We start from the raw sequence: 18,139 nt of genomic DNA, 5'->3' as shown, positions 1-18,139 counted from the left end.
GAGTGTCCCAACCTTTATTAATCTTCATCCATTTTTAGTACAGCTAAGAATGCATCCTGTGGAATCTCTACGTTACCTACAGCTTTCATTTTAGCCTTACCTGCTTTTTGTTTTTCTAATAATTTACGCTTACGGCTGATATCCCCACCGTAACATTTCGCAAGTACGTTTTTACCCATTGATTTAATGTTTGTACGTGCAATAATTTTATGACCTACTGCTGCTTGAACAGGCACTTCGAATTGTTGACGCGGAATTAAAGTTTTTAATCTTTCAACTAAAGCTTTACCGCGTTCGTACGCGAAGTCTTTGTGAACGATAAAGCTTAATGCGTCCACTTTATCTCCGTTAAGCAAGATATCCATCTTAACAAGATTACTTTCTTTATAACCAATCAATTCATAATCAAATGATGCATAACCTTTAGTGTTTGATTTTAATTGGTCGAAGAAGTCGAATACAACTTCTGATAATGGTATATCATAAATAATATTTACTCGAATATCATCTAAGTAATCCATATTGATAAATTGACCGCGTTTACGTTGGCAAAGTTCCATTACAGCTCCAACATAATCGTTAGGTACCATCATAGTTGCTTTAACGTATGGTTCGTAAATTTTTTCAATTTGATCACGTTCAGGCATTTGAGCAGGGTTATCAACAATTTTTTTGTCTCCATTTTTCAAGACACATTCATAAATAACAGATGGTGCCGTAGCAATAAGCTCAATACCGAATTCTCTTTCGATACGCTCTTGGATAATTTCCATGTGCAGCATACCTAAGAAACCTGTACGGAACCCGAAACCTAATGCTTGAGATGTTTCTGGTTCGAATTCTAAAGAAGCATCGTTTAATTGAAGTTTCTCTAATGCTTCTCTTAGGTCGTTATAATTTTTATTATCAATCGGGAAGAGTCCGCAGAATACCATCGGATTCATTTTCTTATAACCTTTTAAAGGTTCTGCAGCTGGTCGCTCAGCGTGTGTAATAGTGTCACCTACACGTGAGTCGTCTACATTTTTAATGCTGGCAATAATGTAACCAACATCTCCGACAGTTAATTCTTCAACAGGCAATTGTTTAGGTGTATTGATACCTACTTCTGTTACTTCGAATTCTTTGCCTGTTGCCATCATTTTGATTTTATCTCCGGCTTTTACAACACCGTCGATAATACGGATAGATGAAATGACACCGCGATATGCATCGTATTCAGAGTCGAAAATCAATGCTTTTAATGGAGCTTCAGGATCACCTTGCGGCGGTGGAACAACTTCAACAATTTTTTCTAAGATATCTTCAATACCGATGTTGGATTTAGCACTTGCTAAAACCACTTCATCTTGGTCTAAACCAATGACATCTTCTAGTTCTTGTTTAACTCTTTCTGGTTCTGCAGCCGGCAAATCAATTTTGTTTACTACAGGAAGCAATTCTAAATCGTTATCTAATGCAAGATACACGTTAGCTAAAGTTTGTGCTTCAATACCTTGAGCAGCATCCACTACTAATATTGCCCCTTCACAAGCTGCTAGAGAACGTGATACCTCATAAGTAAAGTCGACGTGTCCTGGTGTATCGATAAGATGGAAAATATAACTTTTGCCGTCGTTTGCTTCATATTTCAATCGAACTGCGTTTAATTTGATCGTAATACCGCGTTCTCTTTCCAAATCCATTGAGTCTAATAATTGCGCATGCATCTCTCTTGTTTCTACACTTTTTGTATTTTCTAAAATTCTATCAGCCAAAGTTGACTTCCCATGGTCAATGTGGGCAATGATAGAAAAGTTTCTAATATTTTCTTGTCGGTTTAACCGTTCTTGATTATTCATTCTATCTACTCGCTTTCATAATATTCAATAGAGCATTATGTATGATATTCTTTGATATAATAACGTGTTTGCCCCATAATTGCAACTAATGGCAATTTATTGTACATTTATTGTCAGACTCTATTTTACTGTAAATCTGGGCTTGTTAAAAGCCTCTTTAAAAATAAATGATTGCAGTTTAATAGTACATTTGATAAAATATTTCTTGTTGTAATCAAATATTTATTTGATGAGCATAGATCACTATAGGAGGTGACATTCGATGCCAAATATTAAATCTGCTATTAAACGTGTTAAAACAACTAACAAAGCTGAAGCACAAAACATTTCTCAAAAAAATGCTATGCGTACTGCAGTTAAACGTGCGAAAACAGCTATCGCTGAAAACGCTGATAACAAAGAAGAATTAGTACGTATCGCTGTGAAAAAAGTTGATAAAGCAGCACAAGCTAACTTAATCCACTCAAATAAAGCTGACCGCGTAAAATCACAATTGATGGTTGCAGCTAAATAATGAAAAAGTTCAAGCTCTTGGCTTGAACTTTTTTTATATGGACAAAATAAAAAGTTCCAATATTAATTGTTTATCCATATAAGAAGATTTAAGTTTGTAGTCTGTTTCAGCACATGCGTTCATGATTTGCATTAAATGCCTTAAATCATATTGTCTTGATGCTCTTAAAGCTAATTTAACTCTGAACGGATGTACACTGACTGTTTTAGCAATTTGTTGTTGAGAATACCCTTTTTTTGCTAAAATTTTACATTGGTAGTACAGTCTGAAATTACTTGCTATTAATGCCAATAACTTGATTGGCTCTTCTTTCATGGTAATCAAATCATTCACCAAATTTACAGCTTCTGGTTTCTTACCTTGTTGAATGTAATCAGTTAATAGAAATACGTTTTGTTCCAAACTTCTATTAACAATCGTTTCAACATCTTGTTTTGTAATTGTAGGTCTATCCCCTAAATATAAAATGATCTTATCCAACTCTTGCTTTACCAAATTGAAATTAATACCTGTTAAATTAATAAAAAGGTTTAACGCATCTTGCTTAATGTCTTTATATTGTTCATTCAAAGATGTTTTAATCCAATTTTTCAATTCTTCTTCAGACATTTGTTCTATTTTAATCAGCTTTGAATGTTTTTTTAAAGCTTTCACAAGCTTCTTACGTTCGTCTAATTTTTGGTTATATACTTCAAATATTACAAGTGAGGGTCCATCGAACTTTTCAATAAATTCTTGCAGCTGTTCTAAATTATGCGTGACATCTTTACTGCCCTTTTCACCAGTAAATACATAAGCATTTTTAATCACAACTGCTTTTTCATCTGAGAAAAAAGGTAAAGTCATTGCTTCTTCAATACATACACTGATTTCTGTTTCGTTTAAATTAAAACTGGCAAAGTTAAAGTCATCTTTATCTGTTTGCAAATATTGTTGTGTAAGCTCATTTGTCTTTTTATCAATTAGCTCAGGTACTTCACCGTAAATTGTAATAATATTATTTTCCACAACTGGCACCTCTCAAAATTAGCATACTTTAGTATTATAGCATTTGTATTAATATGACACCATTCCTATTGATTTTGCGTTATGACTTCTATATTGTGTTCTAAATTAAAAGTCACTTCACCATTGTTTTGAGTGTTGTAAATCATGGAATGGACATCTTTTAAACGTTTTAACACAGTTTTATTAGGCAGTTTATACACATTGTTTTTGCCGCTGGAAATTATACTGTAAGTCGGATGTACTTCATTAATGTACGTAACACTGTTGCTCGTTTGACTGCCATGATGACCAACCTTTAAAATATCAATTTTTGGCAATTTGTATTTTTGCAGCAAAAGATTTTCATTTTTAGTAGTAGCATCTCCTGTTGTTAAAATGTTATATTTTTTCGTTTGAATTAAAGCAATGATTGAATGATCGTTCAAGTCTTTGCTTTGTGTTAAGGCAGTATCATAAAATGTGATTTTATTTTCACCCAAACTTATAGACTTTATTGTATTAACATCAATTAAATGCGTCTTGTTTTGATGACATAATCCATGAAGCTGCATTAAAGAAGAAACAGGAAAACTTTTAAAGTTAACAATCAAATTTTTAACGTGCACGTGAGTCATTACATAATTAAGTTCTCCAATATGATCAGCGTGTGGATGTGTCACTATGACATAATCAAGTGACGAGATTCCCCTTTTTCTTAATGTGGTTAAAATATGAAACTTGCTGATGGAATGTGATTCATTTGAATCTTTTGAGTTAAAGTTAAAAGCTTGGTTTTCATCTTGTGCTTTTCCACCTGTGTCGATTAAAATACGTTGTCTATGTCGAGTTTCAAATAAAAATGCATCTCCTTGTCCTACATTCAGTGCAGTGAATCTCGTGTGTGGGATAGATGCAATATATGTGAGAACAACACTTCCAACCACAAATAAAATCAAAGTTGCTTTAATCTTAGAATTGGTTGTTAACACCAGCAAGATAATCAACCAAACGAGTGTCATTACAATGAGAAAACCATTCATCTCTCCTATGAACCAACGAAATCGTACTAAGTACTTGAATAAAGGAATTAGTAATTGATCATGAATGGCATATAATTTAACTATCAGTAAATTAAGCAACGAATTCGACGGAAACCACTGATAATAAAAATAAGTAACAATAGCAAGTGGAAATAAAATAAGCGAGTAAAAAGGAATAAATATAAAATTAGAAACAAATCCAATCCATTGAATTTGGTTGAAATGATAAGCGCTAATCAAAAAGGAGCCGAATTGCGCAATCAATGTCATGATAAACATGGTAAATAAAGTGGATTTATTATTAAGTACTGGCGAGGATAATAATATAAAGCATGTAATTAAAAATGAAAATTGAAAACCGATATCTAATACAATATCAGGGTTAACGATGCATAGAAATAAAAATACTGTACATAAGATATCAATTAGAGAATGGTAAAACTTTTTCGGTAGTATCATTACTAAGCTCATACATAAAATGGCCCGTAACGCACTTGGCGCAAAATCAGTATAGTAAGCAAATAACAATAATACTGTAATAATCATAATTTTGATAAAGACAAGAGGAATAGAGAGTCTATTAAACACAAAATAGAAAATAGAGGCGATAACAACAACATGAGAGCTGCTGACGGCAAGCAAATGATAAATACCAAGTTCCTTATCAGTTTCTAATTCACTCGGACTAATATAACTGACATCACCAGTGATCATCGCAAATGTATTTTGCCAATATGGAGAATAGAGTTTGAGACGATGAAGAGAATAAAATTTATGTTGTGCTATTAATGATTCCAAGTTATGAGATTTTACTGGCTTGCATGATGCATAGTCTAATTTTTTTACGATTAAAGATATTGCATCATTAAAGTCCGGATCAATTTTAAATTGACCTTCTATATAGCAGTCTAGATTTGCAGCCATCCCCTTTAATTTGTTTATTTCCGCAAGATTTTTTGGAAAGTAAATCAATTTTACGGGAAAATCTCGAATTTCAACCTTTGATTCTGCATATTTTTCTTTCTTTATTTGCAAATGTTGAAGCATTAAATGCCCTTTGAAAGATGTTGAAGTCTTAAACCACTTTAAATTTTGGATTTATTTGAAATATGGCTAGAAAAAATCGTATAACTTATTATGGGTTGACATAATATAACTATAGTTAATAATATTGGGAGCTTTCTTTTTGCAATTATGAATAATAATAAGCCAGCAAGCATGTAAGCAAGCGGCTTATTATAAATCAATAAGATGCCATCTAAAAATGCAAGTGCAATATATATCAAATATCTATCACTTCTTAGTTAAAAATTCTGCAACTTGATCAGCATCAAATGGTATCTTTTTATATTCAATTCCTGATTGTTGAAGCAGTTGAATTGCGTAATCGTGGTTATGATAATCTTTGGCGTAGTAAATTTGTTTAATACCAGCTTGAATAATGGATTTAGTGCAATTCAAGCAAGGGAAATGTGTTACATAGATTGTTGCCCCTTCTGTAGAAACCCCTTGTTTCGCACATTGCAATAAGGCATTCATTTCTGCATGAATTGTTCTGATACAATGACCATCTTCCATTAAGCAGCCTTCATCAATACAGTGTACTTCGCCTGCTACAGAGCCGTTATAACCTCCTGCAATGATTCTATTATCTTTTACAATTGTTGCACCGACAGAGAGTCTAGTGCACGTAGAACGAAGTGAAAGCAAATGACTTTGCGCCATAAAGTACTCTTCCCATTTTATTCTGTCCACGTTTTGCACCTCCATTGTTATATAACAATACTATTTTATTACAAAAAGGCATTTTAATAAATCATTATCTCTAAACTGTGAAATAATCTTTTAGCTTTTCGAAGGATTTTTCACCAATACCTTTAACATTTTTTAATTGATCTACGCTATTAAATGGACCTTTTGATTCTCTGTATTCAATTATCGCTTTTGCTTTAGATGGCCCTAATCCGTTAACAGTAGTTAATTCGCTTTCTTTAGCACTATTTAAGTTAACCTTAGTCTGGGTACCTCCAGCTTGTTTGGGTGAAGCTGCAGCGTTTGTGCTGGTTGCATTTGAGACTGTTTGTCCTTTTTCAGGTACAACTATCATTTTTTGGTCGGTAAGCTTTTCCGAAAGATTTATCAGGGTCAAATCAGCTTTGGAGGTTATTTTTGCTTTATCGAGTACATCTTTAACTCTTTGGTTATCTTTCATCTCGTAAATGTTAGGGTGCTCTACTGCACCCTTTACATCCACTACAATATTTTTAACTTTTCCACCATTCGTTTTAATAGGCTCAGAAGGTTCTTTTCCTTTTTCTGAAGTACTTTTGCTGTCTTTTTGATACTCATGCGTAGGTTTATCAGCAGCTTTAGCTTCTATTGGAGAAATTTCTTCTTTAGGATTGATAAATAAGAAAGTACCCACCAGCAACAACATTCCAATTACTGATAACCAGGTGTATTGCTTGTATTGCTCATAATAATGTTTTAATTGGTCAAACATAAAAAATTCACTCCTTTGTATAACAAACGTTTCAAGGAGTGAATTTACTTTATTTTTTTACAATGAAGAATAAACGATCGCTTTGTTCATCTTGATTCTCAACATCAAAATCATAGAAGGTTGAAATCGACTTAAAGCCGGCATTTTTCAACATATCAATATAGTCCTCGCGCAGATACGTTCTTTGATAATGTTCTTCATCAAAACGTTGATAACTGCCATCATTTTGAAGCTCAAAGAATGTCATATAATGCCAAACACTATAGGGTTCCTCGCCTTTAACAGCGTCCCATCCTAAGAAGATATGTTCTGTCTCGTCAATATAACTATGATTTGCAAATAAGGTCTCCATTTTGTATGTGGAATGCACATCAAAGATGAAAGTTCCATCGTCATTCAAATGCTCGTATACATGATTAAAAGTTGCTGCAACTTGATCCTTTTGTGCAACATAATTCAATGAATCACATAAGATTGTAATGACATCATAAGTTTGACCTAAATCAAAATCAGTCATATCGCCTTCTATCCATCTGATATTTGAAGCTTTTTTTGATGCAACAGCTAGCATATCACTGCTTAAATCCATACCAGTAACATGCTTAAAATCTGTTAATAAATGCGTTAAGCTGCCGGTTCCGCAACCGATATCCAAAATAGAATCTCGTTTTGAAGCAGCTTGCTGTATAATAGCTAACCATTGTTCATAAGGTTGATCTTGTGTTAATTCATCATAGTATTGACTAAAACCTTGGTACTGAACCATTTAGTAAGCTTCCTCATAGGTTTTCATCGGTGCATCTCTATAGAGCTTTTCAATGTTGTAATAACTGCGCTCGTCTTTATGGAAGATGTGAACAATAATACCAGATAAATCCAGTAATACCCATCTTGCTTCGCTTAAGCCTTCAAAGACCGTAATGTCTACACCTGCTTTGTCAGCCGCTTCTTTCACCGCTCTTCCAATCGCCTGTACTTGTCTCTCGTTATTACCATGACAAATTACAAAGTAATCTGCCATACCATTGATGCCCTCTAAATTAAGAGAAATCACTTCTTCTGCTTTTTTACTTTCAACAGCTTCTACCGCCAAATCTAAAATTTGTTCTGTTTGCATTTAATCATCCTTTATTCTTTCATCACTGAAATTGTAGTAATTTAAACAATCAATCGTCGCTTTGTACACAGAGATATCATTGCCAATTAAAAATAACACGGTTCTTTTAGAAATTTCATAAATAGTTTTATCTAAGTTGCCTGGCTGTTCTGCCATCTCTCTTATGTCTTCTACACCAGGTATTGTTCTTTTCGGCTCAATATAGTCCGCAATGAAAACAATTTTTTCTGTTTTCGACATTTGCGCACGCCCTGTCGTATGGAAGTGAATCGCATCTAAAACTTCTTGGTCATCGATACCATACTTCTCTTTCATAATAACCGCACAGACAGGGCCATGTAAAATTTCTGAACCATAACTTAATAAATCTTGGTCTAAGTTATATTGTCCTACAATCTGGTACATAGAACTTAAATCATCATATTTTGCATAGTCATGCAAAACACCCGCAAGTTCTGCCTTCTCTATATCCCCTTTGTGTATTTGTGCTAAATGCTTAGCAGTTTCTGCTACACGCAAAGAGTGCTTATAACGCTTTTTAGGCAGCTTTTCTTCTACAAGTTTTACCGCTTCATTAATTTTCATACAATCGCTCCTTCCTGATATAGGATTCCACTTCTGCAGGAACCAGCACTTGAATAGATTCACCTTCAGCAACACGTGTTCTGATCATAGACGAGCTGATATCTATTCGAGGAATGTTCACTGCTATCATGTCATTAGAAACATCTTGAACTGCTTTGTCTCTGTTCACAACGACAAACGTCACAATTTGTTTCAATGCATCAATTTTATACCATTTATCTAGTTGATCGTACTGATCAGTACCAATCACAAAATAGAGTTCTGAATCTGGATGTGCCGCTTTAATCGCTTGCAGCGTATCATACGTATAACTTTGGCCTTTTCGTTCTATCTCATCTAAGCAGACTTCACCAAAGCTTAATTGCGCAATTGCTGCCTTTAACATCGCAATACGGTGTTTTGTATTTAATTCAGTACGATGTGCTTTTAACGGCGACATATAACTCGGCAAAAAGAGAAAACGATCAGGTTTCAGCTGGTGATATACTTCGCTTGCTGCAACCATATGCGCTATATGAATCGGATTGAATTGGCCGCCATATAAGACAATTTTATTTGTCATATTATGGGAGTTCAATCTGTTTGTTTTCTTTAGATTCTTTATATAACACAATCATAGATCCGATTACTTGTACCAATTCACTTTTTGTCGCTTCACTGACTGCTTGTGCTAATTCACTTTTATCATCCATGTTATTTTGCAAGATATGAATCTTGATAAGTTCTCTATTCTCTAAAATTTCATTCAGCTGCTCAATCATATTATCATTTAATCCCGCTTTGCCGATTTGGAAAGTTGGGTTAACATGATGTGCTTTGCTTCTTAAAAATCTTTTTTGTTTACCTGTCAGCATTTAATTTCTCCTTTTTAATTGTTCAATCACTGTACTTTTCATTACTTCAATATCCGCTTCTGCCCCGCTCCATATTTTAAAACTCTCAGCACCTTGATTCACAAACATATCCAACCCATTATAGATAGGATTGCCTTTTGCTTCTGCTAAAGCAAGTATCGGTGTTTTCTCTGGGATATACACGATATCGCTTACTAAGGTATCAGGTGCTAACTGATCCAATGAAATCACAACATCTTGGTTATGATTCATCCCAGCGGGCGTTGTATTAATCACAATATCAAATTGTTCTAAATTAGTTTCTGCTTCTTTAAGTGTATATTGTTCGACCTCTAAATCCCAAGTATCGAAACGTTTCATCGTACGATTGGCAACTGTCAGCGGCTTATTTACAATTTCACTCAGTGCAGCTGCTAATCCTTTGCTAGCACCGCCAGCACCAATCAATAAAATCTTCGCATGCTTTAAATCTGGATACACACGTTTTAAGCCTTTAACATAACCGATGCCGTCTGTGTTATACCCTGTCCATTTGCCATCTTGTATTTTAACTGTATTAATTGCACCTATCTTAGAAGCATGTACATCGATTTCATCCAGATAAGGAATAATACTTTCCTTATGCGGGATTGTAATATTAAAGCCGTCCAATTGCTTTTCGCTGATTATTTCTTTAATCAGATGAAAATGCTTGGGTGGAATATTCAATGCTTCATAAGTGTCATCACGCCCTAATGCTTTAAAGTTGGCATTATGCATGATAGGAGATAACGAGTGGTCGATAGGATGACCGATTACCGCAAATTTCATAATTATCACCTGCTACATGATAGAATTTCTTAACACTACATCTACAGACTTCGGTACTCTGACAATGACTTTAGCGCCAGGACCGATAGTAATAAATCCTAAGCCCGCTATCATGATATCTCTTTTCTCTTTACCCGTTTCTAAGCGGACTGCTTTCATATCATTTAAATCAAAGTCATCACGATTGCCTGGAGGTGTTAATAAGTCTCCAAGCTGTGTACGCCATAAATCATTTGCTTTTTCAGTCTTAGTACGATGAATATGCAGCTGATTAGAGAAGTAGCATACTAAGGGACGTTTGCCGCCTGAGACATAATCAATACGTGCAAGTCCTCCAAAGAATAATGTTTGACCTTCATTCAATTGATAAACACGTTGTTTAATTTCTTTATTCGGCATAATCTGTTTTAATTCTTTTTCTGATACATAATGTGTCATTTGATGGTCTTGGATAATGCCTGGTGTATCGTACATAAATGACGTATCGTCTAATGGGATATCGATTAAATCCAATGTTGTACCTGGGAACCTTGATGTCGTAACGACATTCTTTTCCCCTACGCTTTGTTCGATTAATTTGTTGATTAAAGTAGATTTGCCGACATTAGTTGTACCGACAATATAAACATCGTCATTGCTGCGATGTTTTTGAATTGCTTCTAACAAGTCATTGATAGCATAGCCTTTTTCAGCTGAAATCAAGACAACATCCTCTGCTTCTAAACCATATTTGCGTGCTGATTTCTTCAACCATTCTTTAACACGGCGTTTATTGATTTGTTTCGGCAGCAAATCCACTTTGTTAGCAGCTAAGATGACTTTCTTGTTGCCGACAATACGTTTTAATGCATTGATAAATGAACCTTCAAAGTCGAAGACATCCACAACATTAACAACGAGTCCCTTTTTATCTGCTAAATTATTCAGCAAGTCTAAAAAGTCTTCGCTATCCATACCGACATCTTGAATCTCGTTATAATTTTTCAATCTGAAACAACGCTGGCAGATTACATCTTCTTTATGCAGATTATGCGCCGGGACATAACCGGGTTTTTTCGGATCGTCAGCCTGTAGTTCAGCGCCGCATCCGATACATTTGCTCGTTTCTGTCAATCAATTTTCCTCCCACTTAATATAGCCTTTTCTTTTATATCTGTTGAGCAGACGTCTTTCGATAATACGATTGAATTTCGTCACAAAACCGTCTGTTTTTTTAACAGGTACTACCATTACTGTATACATACCGCGGCGGTTGCCTCCGAATACATCCGTCAGCATTTGATCGCCGATGACCACTGTTTCTTTTGGTTTTAACCCCATACGATCTGCCGCATGTTTAAATGCTTTGCCCATCGGTTTTCTTGCTTCGAAAATATAATTGACTTTTAACGGTTGGCAGAAGCTTGATACTCTGTTTTGGTGGTTATTAGACACTACTGTGACTTTAATGCCTTTTTCATTGAGCATATTAAACCAATGAATCACAGCTGGTGTCGGGTCTGCGACATCCCAACCGACTAAAGTGTTATCTAAATCAGTAATGACACCTTTAATACCGTTCTCTGCTAACTTATCAAAATCAATTTCATGTATAGACTGCACATAGGCATTCGGCATAAAGTTTTTACTTAAGATTCCCATACAACAATTCACCTTATCCTTATAAAGATTTCAACATTTGTAATACAATTTCACTTGATGATTTCGCTGCTTTTCCAATAAATTCATCAAACGTTACGTTAGCTTCGCCATTTGCTAAATCAGACACTGCTCTTGTAACAATAAACGGTACTTTGAATTGGTAGCAAGTCTGTGCAATTGCTGTTGCTTCCATTTCTACTGCCATAGCTTCAGGGAAATGTGCTTTAATATGTTCGCGCTGTTTGACTTCACCAATAAAACTATCACCGCTGACAATGAGACCTAAACGGCCTGTCAGCTGCTGTTTCTCTATAACAGCTTGTGCAAGTTCTGCCAAATCATTATCTGCTTCATACGCTAACGGCATATTAGGAATCTGACCTAATTCGTATCCGAAAGCACGCGCATCTGCATCATGATACATTGCTTTTGTCCCAATCAGAACATCTCCGATATTCAATGAATGATCAAGTGCACCTGCTGAACCTGTATTTAAAATAGCGTCCGGTGAAAATTCGTTAATCAGCAATGCTGTTGAAATACTGGCATTGACTTTGCCGATACCGCTGAGTGTCAGAACAACATCTTTTTTGTTGATCTGACCTTTATAAAACTTAACATGCGCAATTGTGATTTCTTCGAGATGTGTAATGTTATCTCTTAAAATCATAATTTCTTCTTCCATTGCGCCAATGATACCAATCATCGTCATTTCCCCTTTCAAATTAACTATCAGTGATATTTTATCATAATTTGCTAGTCGCAACGACCAATCACATTGCAACAAAGCTTCAATCCACAAAAAAAGGTTGGCGCTTTACTTTTGCTTATTGAAAGTGTGTTTCAAACAGAAAAAGTATCGCCAACCGTCATCATTTTATTTAGCAATCCAAATACGATTGCATTATTTCATAATTATTGAGATTGAATATTAGTAATTTTAACTTTCATTTCTGCACCGTTTGGTAGTGGTACACGCACTTCGTCGTCTAAGTGTTTTCCGATTAAACTTTTAGCGATTGGTGATTCGTTAGAAATTTTGCCGTTGAAAGCATCCGCTTCAGCAGAACCGACAATTTGGTAAACTTCTTCTTCACCATCAGGAATTTCTACAAATGTAACAGTTTTCCCGATTTGAACAACATTGTTGTCGCCTGTATCTTCAATGATCAGTGCATTGCGGATCATATGTTCAATACGTTGGATATCTTGTTCGATGAAACCTTGTTCATCTTTAGCTGCATCGTACTCAGAGTTCTCTGAAAGGTCGCCGAAAGAACGTGCAACTTTGATTTTTTCTACAACTTCAGGACGTTTAACCGTCTTTAACTCTTCAAGTTCTTGTTCTAACTTTTCAAAACCTTCTTGGGTCATTGGATATTGTTTTTGGTTTTCCATATTGTCATCTTCCTTTACTCAAGTGTTCCTATTGATTTTTTATTAAAGATTGGATTTTTGTTGTCATTATGTCGATAGCGACTTTATTGCTGCCGCCTTCAGGGATAATAATATCCGCATACTTTTTCGTCGGTTCTATGAATTGATTGTGCATCGGACGCACGACTGTCATATATTGTTCAATGACAGACTCCATAGAACGACCGCGTTCTTTTGTATCGCGCATCAAGCGTCTCAAGATACGCAAATCCGCATCTGTATCGACATAAATCTTAACATCCATTAAATCACGTAATGTTTTGTTTTCAAGTGCAAATATTCCTTCTACGATAATAACATCTTTTGGTTGAAATGTAATGGTTTCAGCGCTTCTCGTATGATTGACATAATCGTATGTCGGAACCTCTACTGGAATGCCGTTGCGCAAATCAATCAAGTTTTGAATCAATAAATCATTGTCGAACGCAAACGGATGATCATAATTCGTTTTCAAGCGTTCTTCAAATGTCAGATGCGATTGGTCTTTATAATAGTAGTCTTGTGCAATTAATGCAACACTATGACCTTCTAAATTGTGAAGAATTTCGTTCGTAACTGATGTTTTGCCTGAACCAGACCCGCCTGCAATACCTATAATCGTTGTTGCTTTCATTATCCGATTTCCTTTCGCATCATGTTGTTTGGATAAATGTCATGGTCAACTTTAAACTGAACGATTTGGAGTGGATGGCGCGCAGCATCTAATTCATTGCCTTCTTCATCATAAATCGCTTCAACCACTTGTGTGAAACCATCAATTTCAGGACCGAAGAATTCAATTTCTTGTCCTGGTTTGAAGTGGTTGCGTTGTTGTACCGTCGCAATTTTAGTTTCTTTATCATAATCTAAGACTAAGCCGCAGAAATCATACGGTGTCTTTTTATTAGACTCATTGCCGAACATTTGCTGTTGATAACCAGGTGTACCTTCAAAGAATGATGAAGCAGTGTCTCTGTTGGCACATTTGTCCAGCTCAACCAACCATTCCGGTTTGATTTTAAAGTTATCCGGATCTTCAGCATAAGCATCAATCACTTTACGATAGACAGAAACAACTGTCGCAATGTAATGAATAGATTTCATACGGCCTTCGATTTTCAATGAATCGATGCCGATATCCATCATATTCGGAATAGATTCGATTAATTTTAAATCTTTAGGACTCATCGCAAACGGTACGACTTTACCTTCTTTGTAGTATAAATCTAGATCTCCGTTTTCTTCTACTTCTAATAAATCATAATCCCAGCGGCAGCTTTGGCAGCATCCTCCGCGGTTTGAGTCTCTGGCAGTCATATGGTTGCTTAATGTACAGCGGCCTGAATAGGCAATACACATTGCACCGTGGATAAAGGCTTCGATTTCGATATCCACTTTTTCTTTCATTTCTTTCATTTCCATCGCACCGGTTTCACGTGCTAATACTACACGGTCCAAACCTTCTTCTTTCCAATATTCAACAGCTTTATAGTTGCTTAAAGATTGTTGAGTTGATAAATGGATTTCTAAGCGCGGTGCTACGCTTTTGCATGTTTCAATGATTAACGGGTCTGCTACAATAATACCTGTTGCACCTGTCGCTTCTAGATTTTTCAAATACGTTTCTAATCCATCCATGTTTTCATCATGCGCAATGATGTTCGTTGTCACATAGATTTTAGCACCGTATTTTGCTGCAAATTCAACGCCTTCTTTAATTTCTTCCATTGTGAAATTATCAGCATTTGAACGCAAACCGTACTCTTGACCGCCTAAAAATACAGCATCTGCACCGTAATGCACTGCAATTTTCAGTTTTTCTAAGTTGCCGGCTGGTGCCAATAATTCAGGTTTTTTCACTTGGCGTTTAGATTTTGTTTTCATTTCTTTAACTTGAGTAACCAAGATAATTCCTCCTTAATATACGGTATGCTTGAATAAGAAACCTTCGTCAAATGGTCGATGTGCTGGTTGAATTTTTTCAATCGCATCGAGCAAGAAGAATTTCTGGTCTTCATAAGATTCCGGATCATCATTATATAAATCAATAGCTTCTCTGTATTGCTCTGTACATTCGTTAATATATTCTTCTGAATGCAAGACACCATCTATTTTAATACTGTCGATACCCGCTTCAAACAACGGCTCTAACTCTTCAATCAAACAAATGTCATTCGGAGACATAATATGTGTGCCGTTATAATCTTCAAAGACCGGATATTGATTTTCTCGTTCTTCATCATACAGCAATAAATCATTCTCTGTCTCTTCATCACGCTGAATCTTCATTTGACGCTCTTGGAATGTAAAATAGTTGCCGAGCAGCATACGTTTAGATTGGAACATACAAGTCATACCATGTACTTGTACTTCAATCTCAACATCTGCATTTTCTTTAATATGCAAAATTTCGTCTAAACTTAATTCGCGTGCTAATACTGCTCTTTTAGCACCGCGTTTACCCCAGTAGTTGCATTGGAAATAATTGGTAACTAATGTTTCAGCGTCCCAGTTCAAAGGAATGGGATTCGCTTGTTCCTTCACATACATTACAACTGCCGGGTCGCCGAAGATAATTCTATCTACTTTGATTTCATGCAAGAATTGAATATAGTCTTCTAAAGCATTGAGGTGATAATTATGGAAGATACCATTCACAGCAGCATAGGCTTTTTTGCCGTGTGCATGAATCATTTCAACTGCTTCTTTCATTGCTTCTCTGTCAAATTCGCCTGCTAAACGCAAACCGAACTTTTGTTCGCCAATCACAAATGCATCAGCGCCTCTGTAAATTAACGTTTCAATATGATCTACCGACTTCGGTGTCACTAATAATTCTGTCATTTCGACTCTCCTTTTACAGCTATTGCTAAGCCGTCTTCTATATCTAAAAAGTTAGTGTGATACGCTTCGTTATCATTTAACCAAGTGTTGAATTTTTGTATTTTCTTAACCATCTGTCTAACATTTCTGCTTCTTACCACATCAATATCAGCCACAAAATCGTGATATAAAATATTATCAATCACGACGAGACCGCCTGTTTTAAGCAGCGGCGTATACAATTCAAAGAACTTCTTCGTTTGTGCTTTGGCCGCATCGATGAAGATCATATCTAATTGTCGATCAGCTACTGCATCAAATGCTTCTCTGGCATCTTCGAAGATGATTTCGATTTGTTCTTGATAGCCGTAGTCTGCGATATTTTGTTTCGCTTGCTGATACATATCTTCATTTCGCTCAATCGTAGTAATACGGATATCAGGATCGACTGACGCAAAATGCATTGCACTGTATCCGATTGCAGTACCAATTTCTAAAATATGTTTAGGCTGATGAATACGTATCAATTGTTTAACCATATCTAATGATAAAGGATGAATAATCGGTACCTCATGTTCTATTGCATAGGGTCTGAGCGCTTCTAACTTGTGCGGATGCTTTTGTGATAAAGCGACTAAATAACTTTCATTTTTACTCATGTTTCTCTTCCTTTATCCATACTGAGTGCTGGTTTAATAAAAAGAAACCAGTCGTTTTATGACTGATTCTTATCTTATTTAACACTGCACTTTTCATAAATTAACTTTACATATTTTACCATATATCTTGTTGAATATTAAGTACTCAAAGTGAATATCTGCTAATAAATTTTCAAACTTATCCCTCAGTTTAAAAACTTCTCTAGTGCTATAGCCGTGCATAGAAAAAGCGGAGGTAGCTCCTCCGCTTCAAACTGCTCATTTATTCCATTTCAGTGTTCACGATTTCTTCAATCATGTCCCACTCTTCCTCTGTTTCAACTGGTAAGAATTTACCACCGTCGCCAGAATCATCTGGTACGTTAATCATAGGAATCAATTCAATCATGTCATCATCGTCTGAAGTATCGCCTTCTTCAGCTAAAATAACATATTCTTTTTCAAATCCAGGATGATAGAATTCTAAGACTTTGCGATATAATACTTCATTTCCGTCTTCATCGTATAATGTTAATAATTCCTCATCGTTATTGATTTGTAATTCTGCATCTTGATTATGATTTTGTTCTGACATAAATAACTCTCCTTTTACGGTAAATTAAAGTGAATCTAAATAACCTTGCAAGATAAAAACAGCAGCCATTTTATCAATCACTTGACTCCGTTTTTTTCTGGAAACATCTGCTTCCAGCAATGACCTTTCAGCAGCCATTGTACTAAGGCGTTCATCCCACATTACCACATTAATATCCGGTAATGCTTCTAGCAGTGCTTCTTTGTATTTTATCGAAGCTTCGCCTCTAAATCCAATAGAATTATTCATGTTTTTCGGCAAACCTATGACGACAGTATCTGCATCTTCTTCTTTGATGATTTCTGCCAATCGGTCTATACCTAGTTCATTTTCTTCTTCATTGATTCGGAGTGTATCTAAGCCTTGAGCAGTCCAACCCATTAAATCGCTGACAGCAACGCCGACTGTTTTGCTGCCGACATCTAATCCGATAATTTTATGTTTTAACATAAATTAATCTTGATCAGATACTTTCAAGTAGTAAGAAACAAGTTCTTCCATAATGTCGTCGCGATCAATTCTTCGGATTTGATTTCTCGCTTCATTGTGGCGTGGAATGTATGCCGGATCACCTGACAGCAAGTAACCTACAATTTGGTTTACTGGATTGTAACCACGTTCTTCAAGCGTATTATACACATTTGTCAGCACGGATTTAACATCATCTTTTGGCACTTCGTCAATATTAAAACGCATCGTTTTGTCGAAATTATTCATATCATTACACACTCCTTATACTATAGTAGGCTGATACATCTCTATTCTACATGAGAGT

Annotated in this window: 23 protein-coding genes; 1 reads left to right on the top strand and 22 read right to left on the bottom strand. The window is 35.6% G+C overall.

Going from position 1 to position 18,139, the window contains the following annotated elements; genetic code table 11:
* Positions 1–17: 17 nt before the first annotated feature.
* Positions 18–1,841: a translation elongation factor 4 gene (gene lepA / locus C7N65_RS01295; RefSeq protein WP_105992659.1), complete on the bottom strand. Its 1,824-nt coding sequence runs from the start codon at positions 1,839–1,841 to the stop codon at positions 18–20.
* 262 nt (positions 1,842–2,103) lie between these two features.
* Between lepA and rpsT the strand changes: the two genes are divergently transcribed.
* A complete protein-coding gene (gene rpsT, locus C7N65_RS01290; protein WP_105992658.1) occupies positions 2,104–2,355 on the top strand; it encodes a 30S ribosomal protein S20 in 252 nt (83 codons plus the stop codon).
* 33 nt (positions 2,356–2,388) lie between these two features.
* On the opposite strand, the gene holA is transcribed toward rpsT, so the two are convergent.
* The 21 genes from holA to C7N65_RS01185 all read right to left on the bottom strand — a co-directional run bounded on the left by holA (position 2,389) and on the right by C7N65_RS01185 (position 18,081).
* Positions 2,389–3,363, bottom strand: a complete 975-nt coding sequence (gene holA / locus C7N65_RS01285; RefSeq protein ID WP_105992657.1) for a DNA polymerase III subunit delta — start codon at positions 3,361–3,363, stop codon at positions 2,389–2,391.
* 65 nt (positions 3,364–3,428) lie between these two features.
* Entirely contained in the window at positions 3,429–5,429 is a 2,001-nt protein-coding gene (locus C7N65_RS01280; protein ID WP_234019035.1) for a DNA internalization-related competence protein ComEC/Rec2, read from the bottom strand.
* A 246-nt stretch (positions 5,430–5,675) separates the two neighbouring features.
* Positions 5,676–6,137, bottom strand: a complete 462-nt coding sequence (locus C7N65_RS01275; protein ID WP_105992656.1) for a ComE operon protein 2 — start codon at positions 6,135–6,137, stop codon at positions 5,676–5,678.
* A gap of 70 nt (positions 6,138–6,207) precedes the next feature.
* Positions 6,208–6,885 (bottom strand): helix-hairpin-helix domain-containing protein, encoded by a 678-nt coding sequence (locus C7N65_RS01270; RefSeq protein WP_105992655.1) that lies wholly within the window; start codon positions 6,883–6,885, stop codon positions 6,208–6,210.
* A 49-nt stretch (positions 6,886–6,934) separates the two neighbouring features.
* Positions 6,935–7,651 carry a class I SAM-dependent DNA methyltransferase gene (locus C7N65_RS01265; RefSeq protein WP_105992654.1) on the bottom strand — a complete coding sequence of 239 codons (717 nt, stop codon included), beginning with the start codon at positions 7,649–7,651 and terminating at the stop codon, positions 6,935–6,937.
* The gene (gene rsfS / locus C7N65_RS01260; RefSeq protein WP_105992653.1) at positions 7,652–8,002 is read right to left on the bottom strand and encodes a ribosome silencing factor; all 351 of its coding nucleotides are present in this window, start codon (positions 8,000–8,002) and stop codon (positions 7,652–7,654) included. It lies immediately after the preceding gene.
* Positions 8,003–8,587 (bottom strand): bis(5'-nucleosyl)-tetraphosphatase (symmetrical) YqeK, encoded by a 585-nt coding sequence (gene yqeK, locus C7N65_RS01255; RefSeq protein ID WP_105992652.1) that lies wholly within the window; start codon positions 8,585–8,587, stop codon positions 8,003–8,005.
* Positions 8,577–9,149 (bottom strand): nicotinate-nucleotide adenylyltransferase, encoded by a 573-nt coding sequence (locus C7N65_RS01250; RefSeq protein ID WP_105992651.1) that lies wholly within the window; start codon positions 9,147–9,149, stop codon positions 8,577–8,579. The genes yqeK and C7N65_RS01250 overlap by 11 nt, the downstream gene beginning before the upstream one ends.
* A gap of 1 nt (position 9,150) precedes the next feature.
* Positions 9,151–9,441 carry a ribosome assembly RNA-binding protein YhbY gene (gene yhbY / locus C7N65_RS01245; RefSeq protein ID WP_105992650.1) on the bottom strand — a complete coding sequence of 97 codons (291 nt, stop codon included), beginning with the start codon at positions 9,439–9,441 and terminating at the stop codon, positions 9,151–9,153.
* On the bottom strand, positions 9,442–10,251 hold the full coding sequence (aroE, locus tag C7N65_RS01240) for a shikimate dehydrogenase (RefSeq protein WP_105992649.1): 810 nt from the start codon (positions 10,249–10,251) through the stop codon (positions 9,442–9,444).
* A 12-nt stretch (positions 10,252–10,263) separates the two neighbouring features.
* Complete coding sequence (gene yqeH / locus C7N65_RS01235; protein ID WP_105992648.1) at positions 10,264–11,364, bottom strand: ribosome biogenesis GTPase YqeH; 1,101 nt, start codon at positions 11,362–11,364, stop codon at positions 10,264–10,266.
* On the bottom strand, positions 11,365–11,892 hold the full coding sequence (locus tag C7N65_RS01230; protein ID WP_105992647.1) for a YqeG family HAD IIIA-type phosphatase: 528 nt from the start codon (positions 11,890–11,892) through the stop codon (positions 11,365–11,367).
* Between the two features lie 19 nt (positions 11,893–11,911).
* On the bottom strand, positions 11,912–12,598 hold the full coding sequence (locus tag C7N65_RS01225) for a 5'-methylthioadenosine/adenosylhomocysteine nucleosidase (RefSeq protein WP_105992646.1): 687 nt from the start codon (positions 12,596–12,598) through the stop codon (positions 11,912–11,914).
* A 209-nt stretch (positions 12,599–12,807) separates the two neighbouring features.
* Complete coding sequence (gene greA, locus C7N65_RS01220; RefSeq protein ID WP_105992645.1) at positions 12,808–13,290, bottom strand: transcription elongation factor GreA; 483 nt, start codon at positions 13,288–13,290, stop codon at positions 12,808–12,810.
* Positions 13,291–13,318: 28 nt separating this feature from the next.
* The gene (gene udk / locus C7N65_RS01215; RefSeq protein WP_105992644.1) at positions 13,319–13,942 is read right to left on the bottom strand and encodes a uridine kinase; all 624 of its coding nucleotides are present in this window, start codon (positions 13,940–13,942) and stop codon (positions 13,319–13,321) included.
* Positions 13,942–15,192: a peptidase U32 family protein gene (locus tag C7N65_RS01210; protein WP_105993050.1), complete on the bottom strand. Its 1,251-nt coding sequence runs from the start codon at positions 15,190–15,192 to the stop codon at positions 13,942–13,944. The genes udk and C7N65_RS01210 overlap by 1 nt, the downstream gene beginning before the upstream one ends.
* A 33-nt stretch (positions 15,193–15,225) precedes the next feature.
* Positions 15,226–16,152: a peptidase U32 family protein gene (locus C7N65_RS01205; protein ID WP_105992643.1), complete on the bottom strand. Its 927-nt coding sequence runs from the start codon at positions 16,150–16,152 to the stop codon at positions 15,226–15,228.
* Entirely contained in the window at positions 16,149–16,790 is a 642-nt protein-coding gene (locus C7N65_RS01200) for an O-methyltransferase (protein ID WP_105992642.1), read from the bottom strand. Before C7N65_RS01200 ends, C7N65_RS01205 begins: the two co-directional genes overlap by 4 nt.
* Positions 16,791–17,052: 262 nt before the next feature.
* Positions 17,053–17,364, bottom strand: a complete 312-nt coding sequence (locus C7N65_RS01195) for a DUF1292 domain-containing protein (RefSeq protein ID WP_105992641.1) — start codon at positions 17,362–17,364, stop codon at positions 17,053–17,055.
* A 24-nt stretch (positions 17,365–17,388) separates the two neighbouring features.
* Positions 17,389–17,814, bottom strand: coding sequence for a Holliday junction resolvase RuvX (gene ruvX, locus C7N65_RS01190; RefSeq protein ID WP_105992640.1), 426 nt, complete (start codon positions 17,812–17,814; stop codon positions 17,389–17,391).
* 3 nt (positions 17,815–17,817) lie between these two features.
* Complete coding sequence (locus C7N65_RS01185; protein ID WP_105992639.1) at positions 17,818–18,081, bottom strand: IreB family regulatory phosphoprotein; 264 nt, start codon at positions 18,079–18,081, stop codon at positions 17,818–17,820.
* Between the last annotated feature and the right edge of the window lie 58 nt (positions 18,082–18,139).

The sequence above is a fragment of the Staphylococcus simulans genome, assembly GCF_002994445.1.
Lineage (GTDB): Bacteria > Bacillota > Bacilli > Staphylococcales > Staphylococcaceae > Staphylococcus > Staphylococcus simulans_B.
This window is presented reverse-complemented; position numbering and strand designations above follow the sequence as displayed.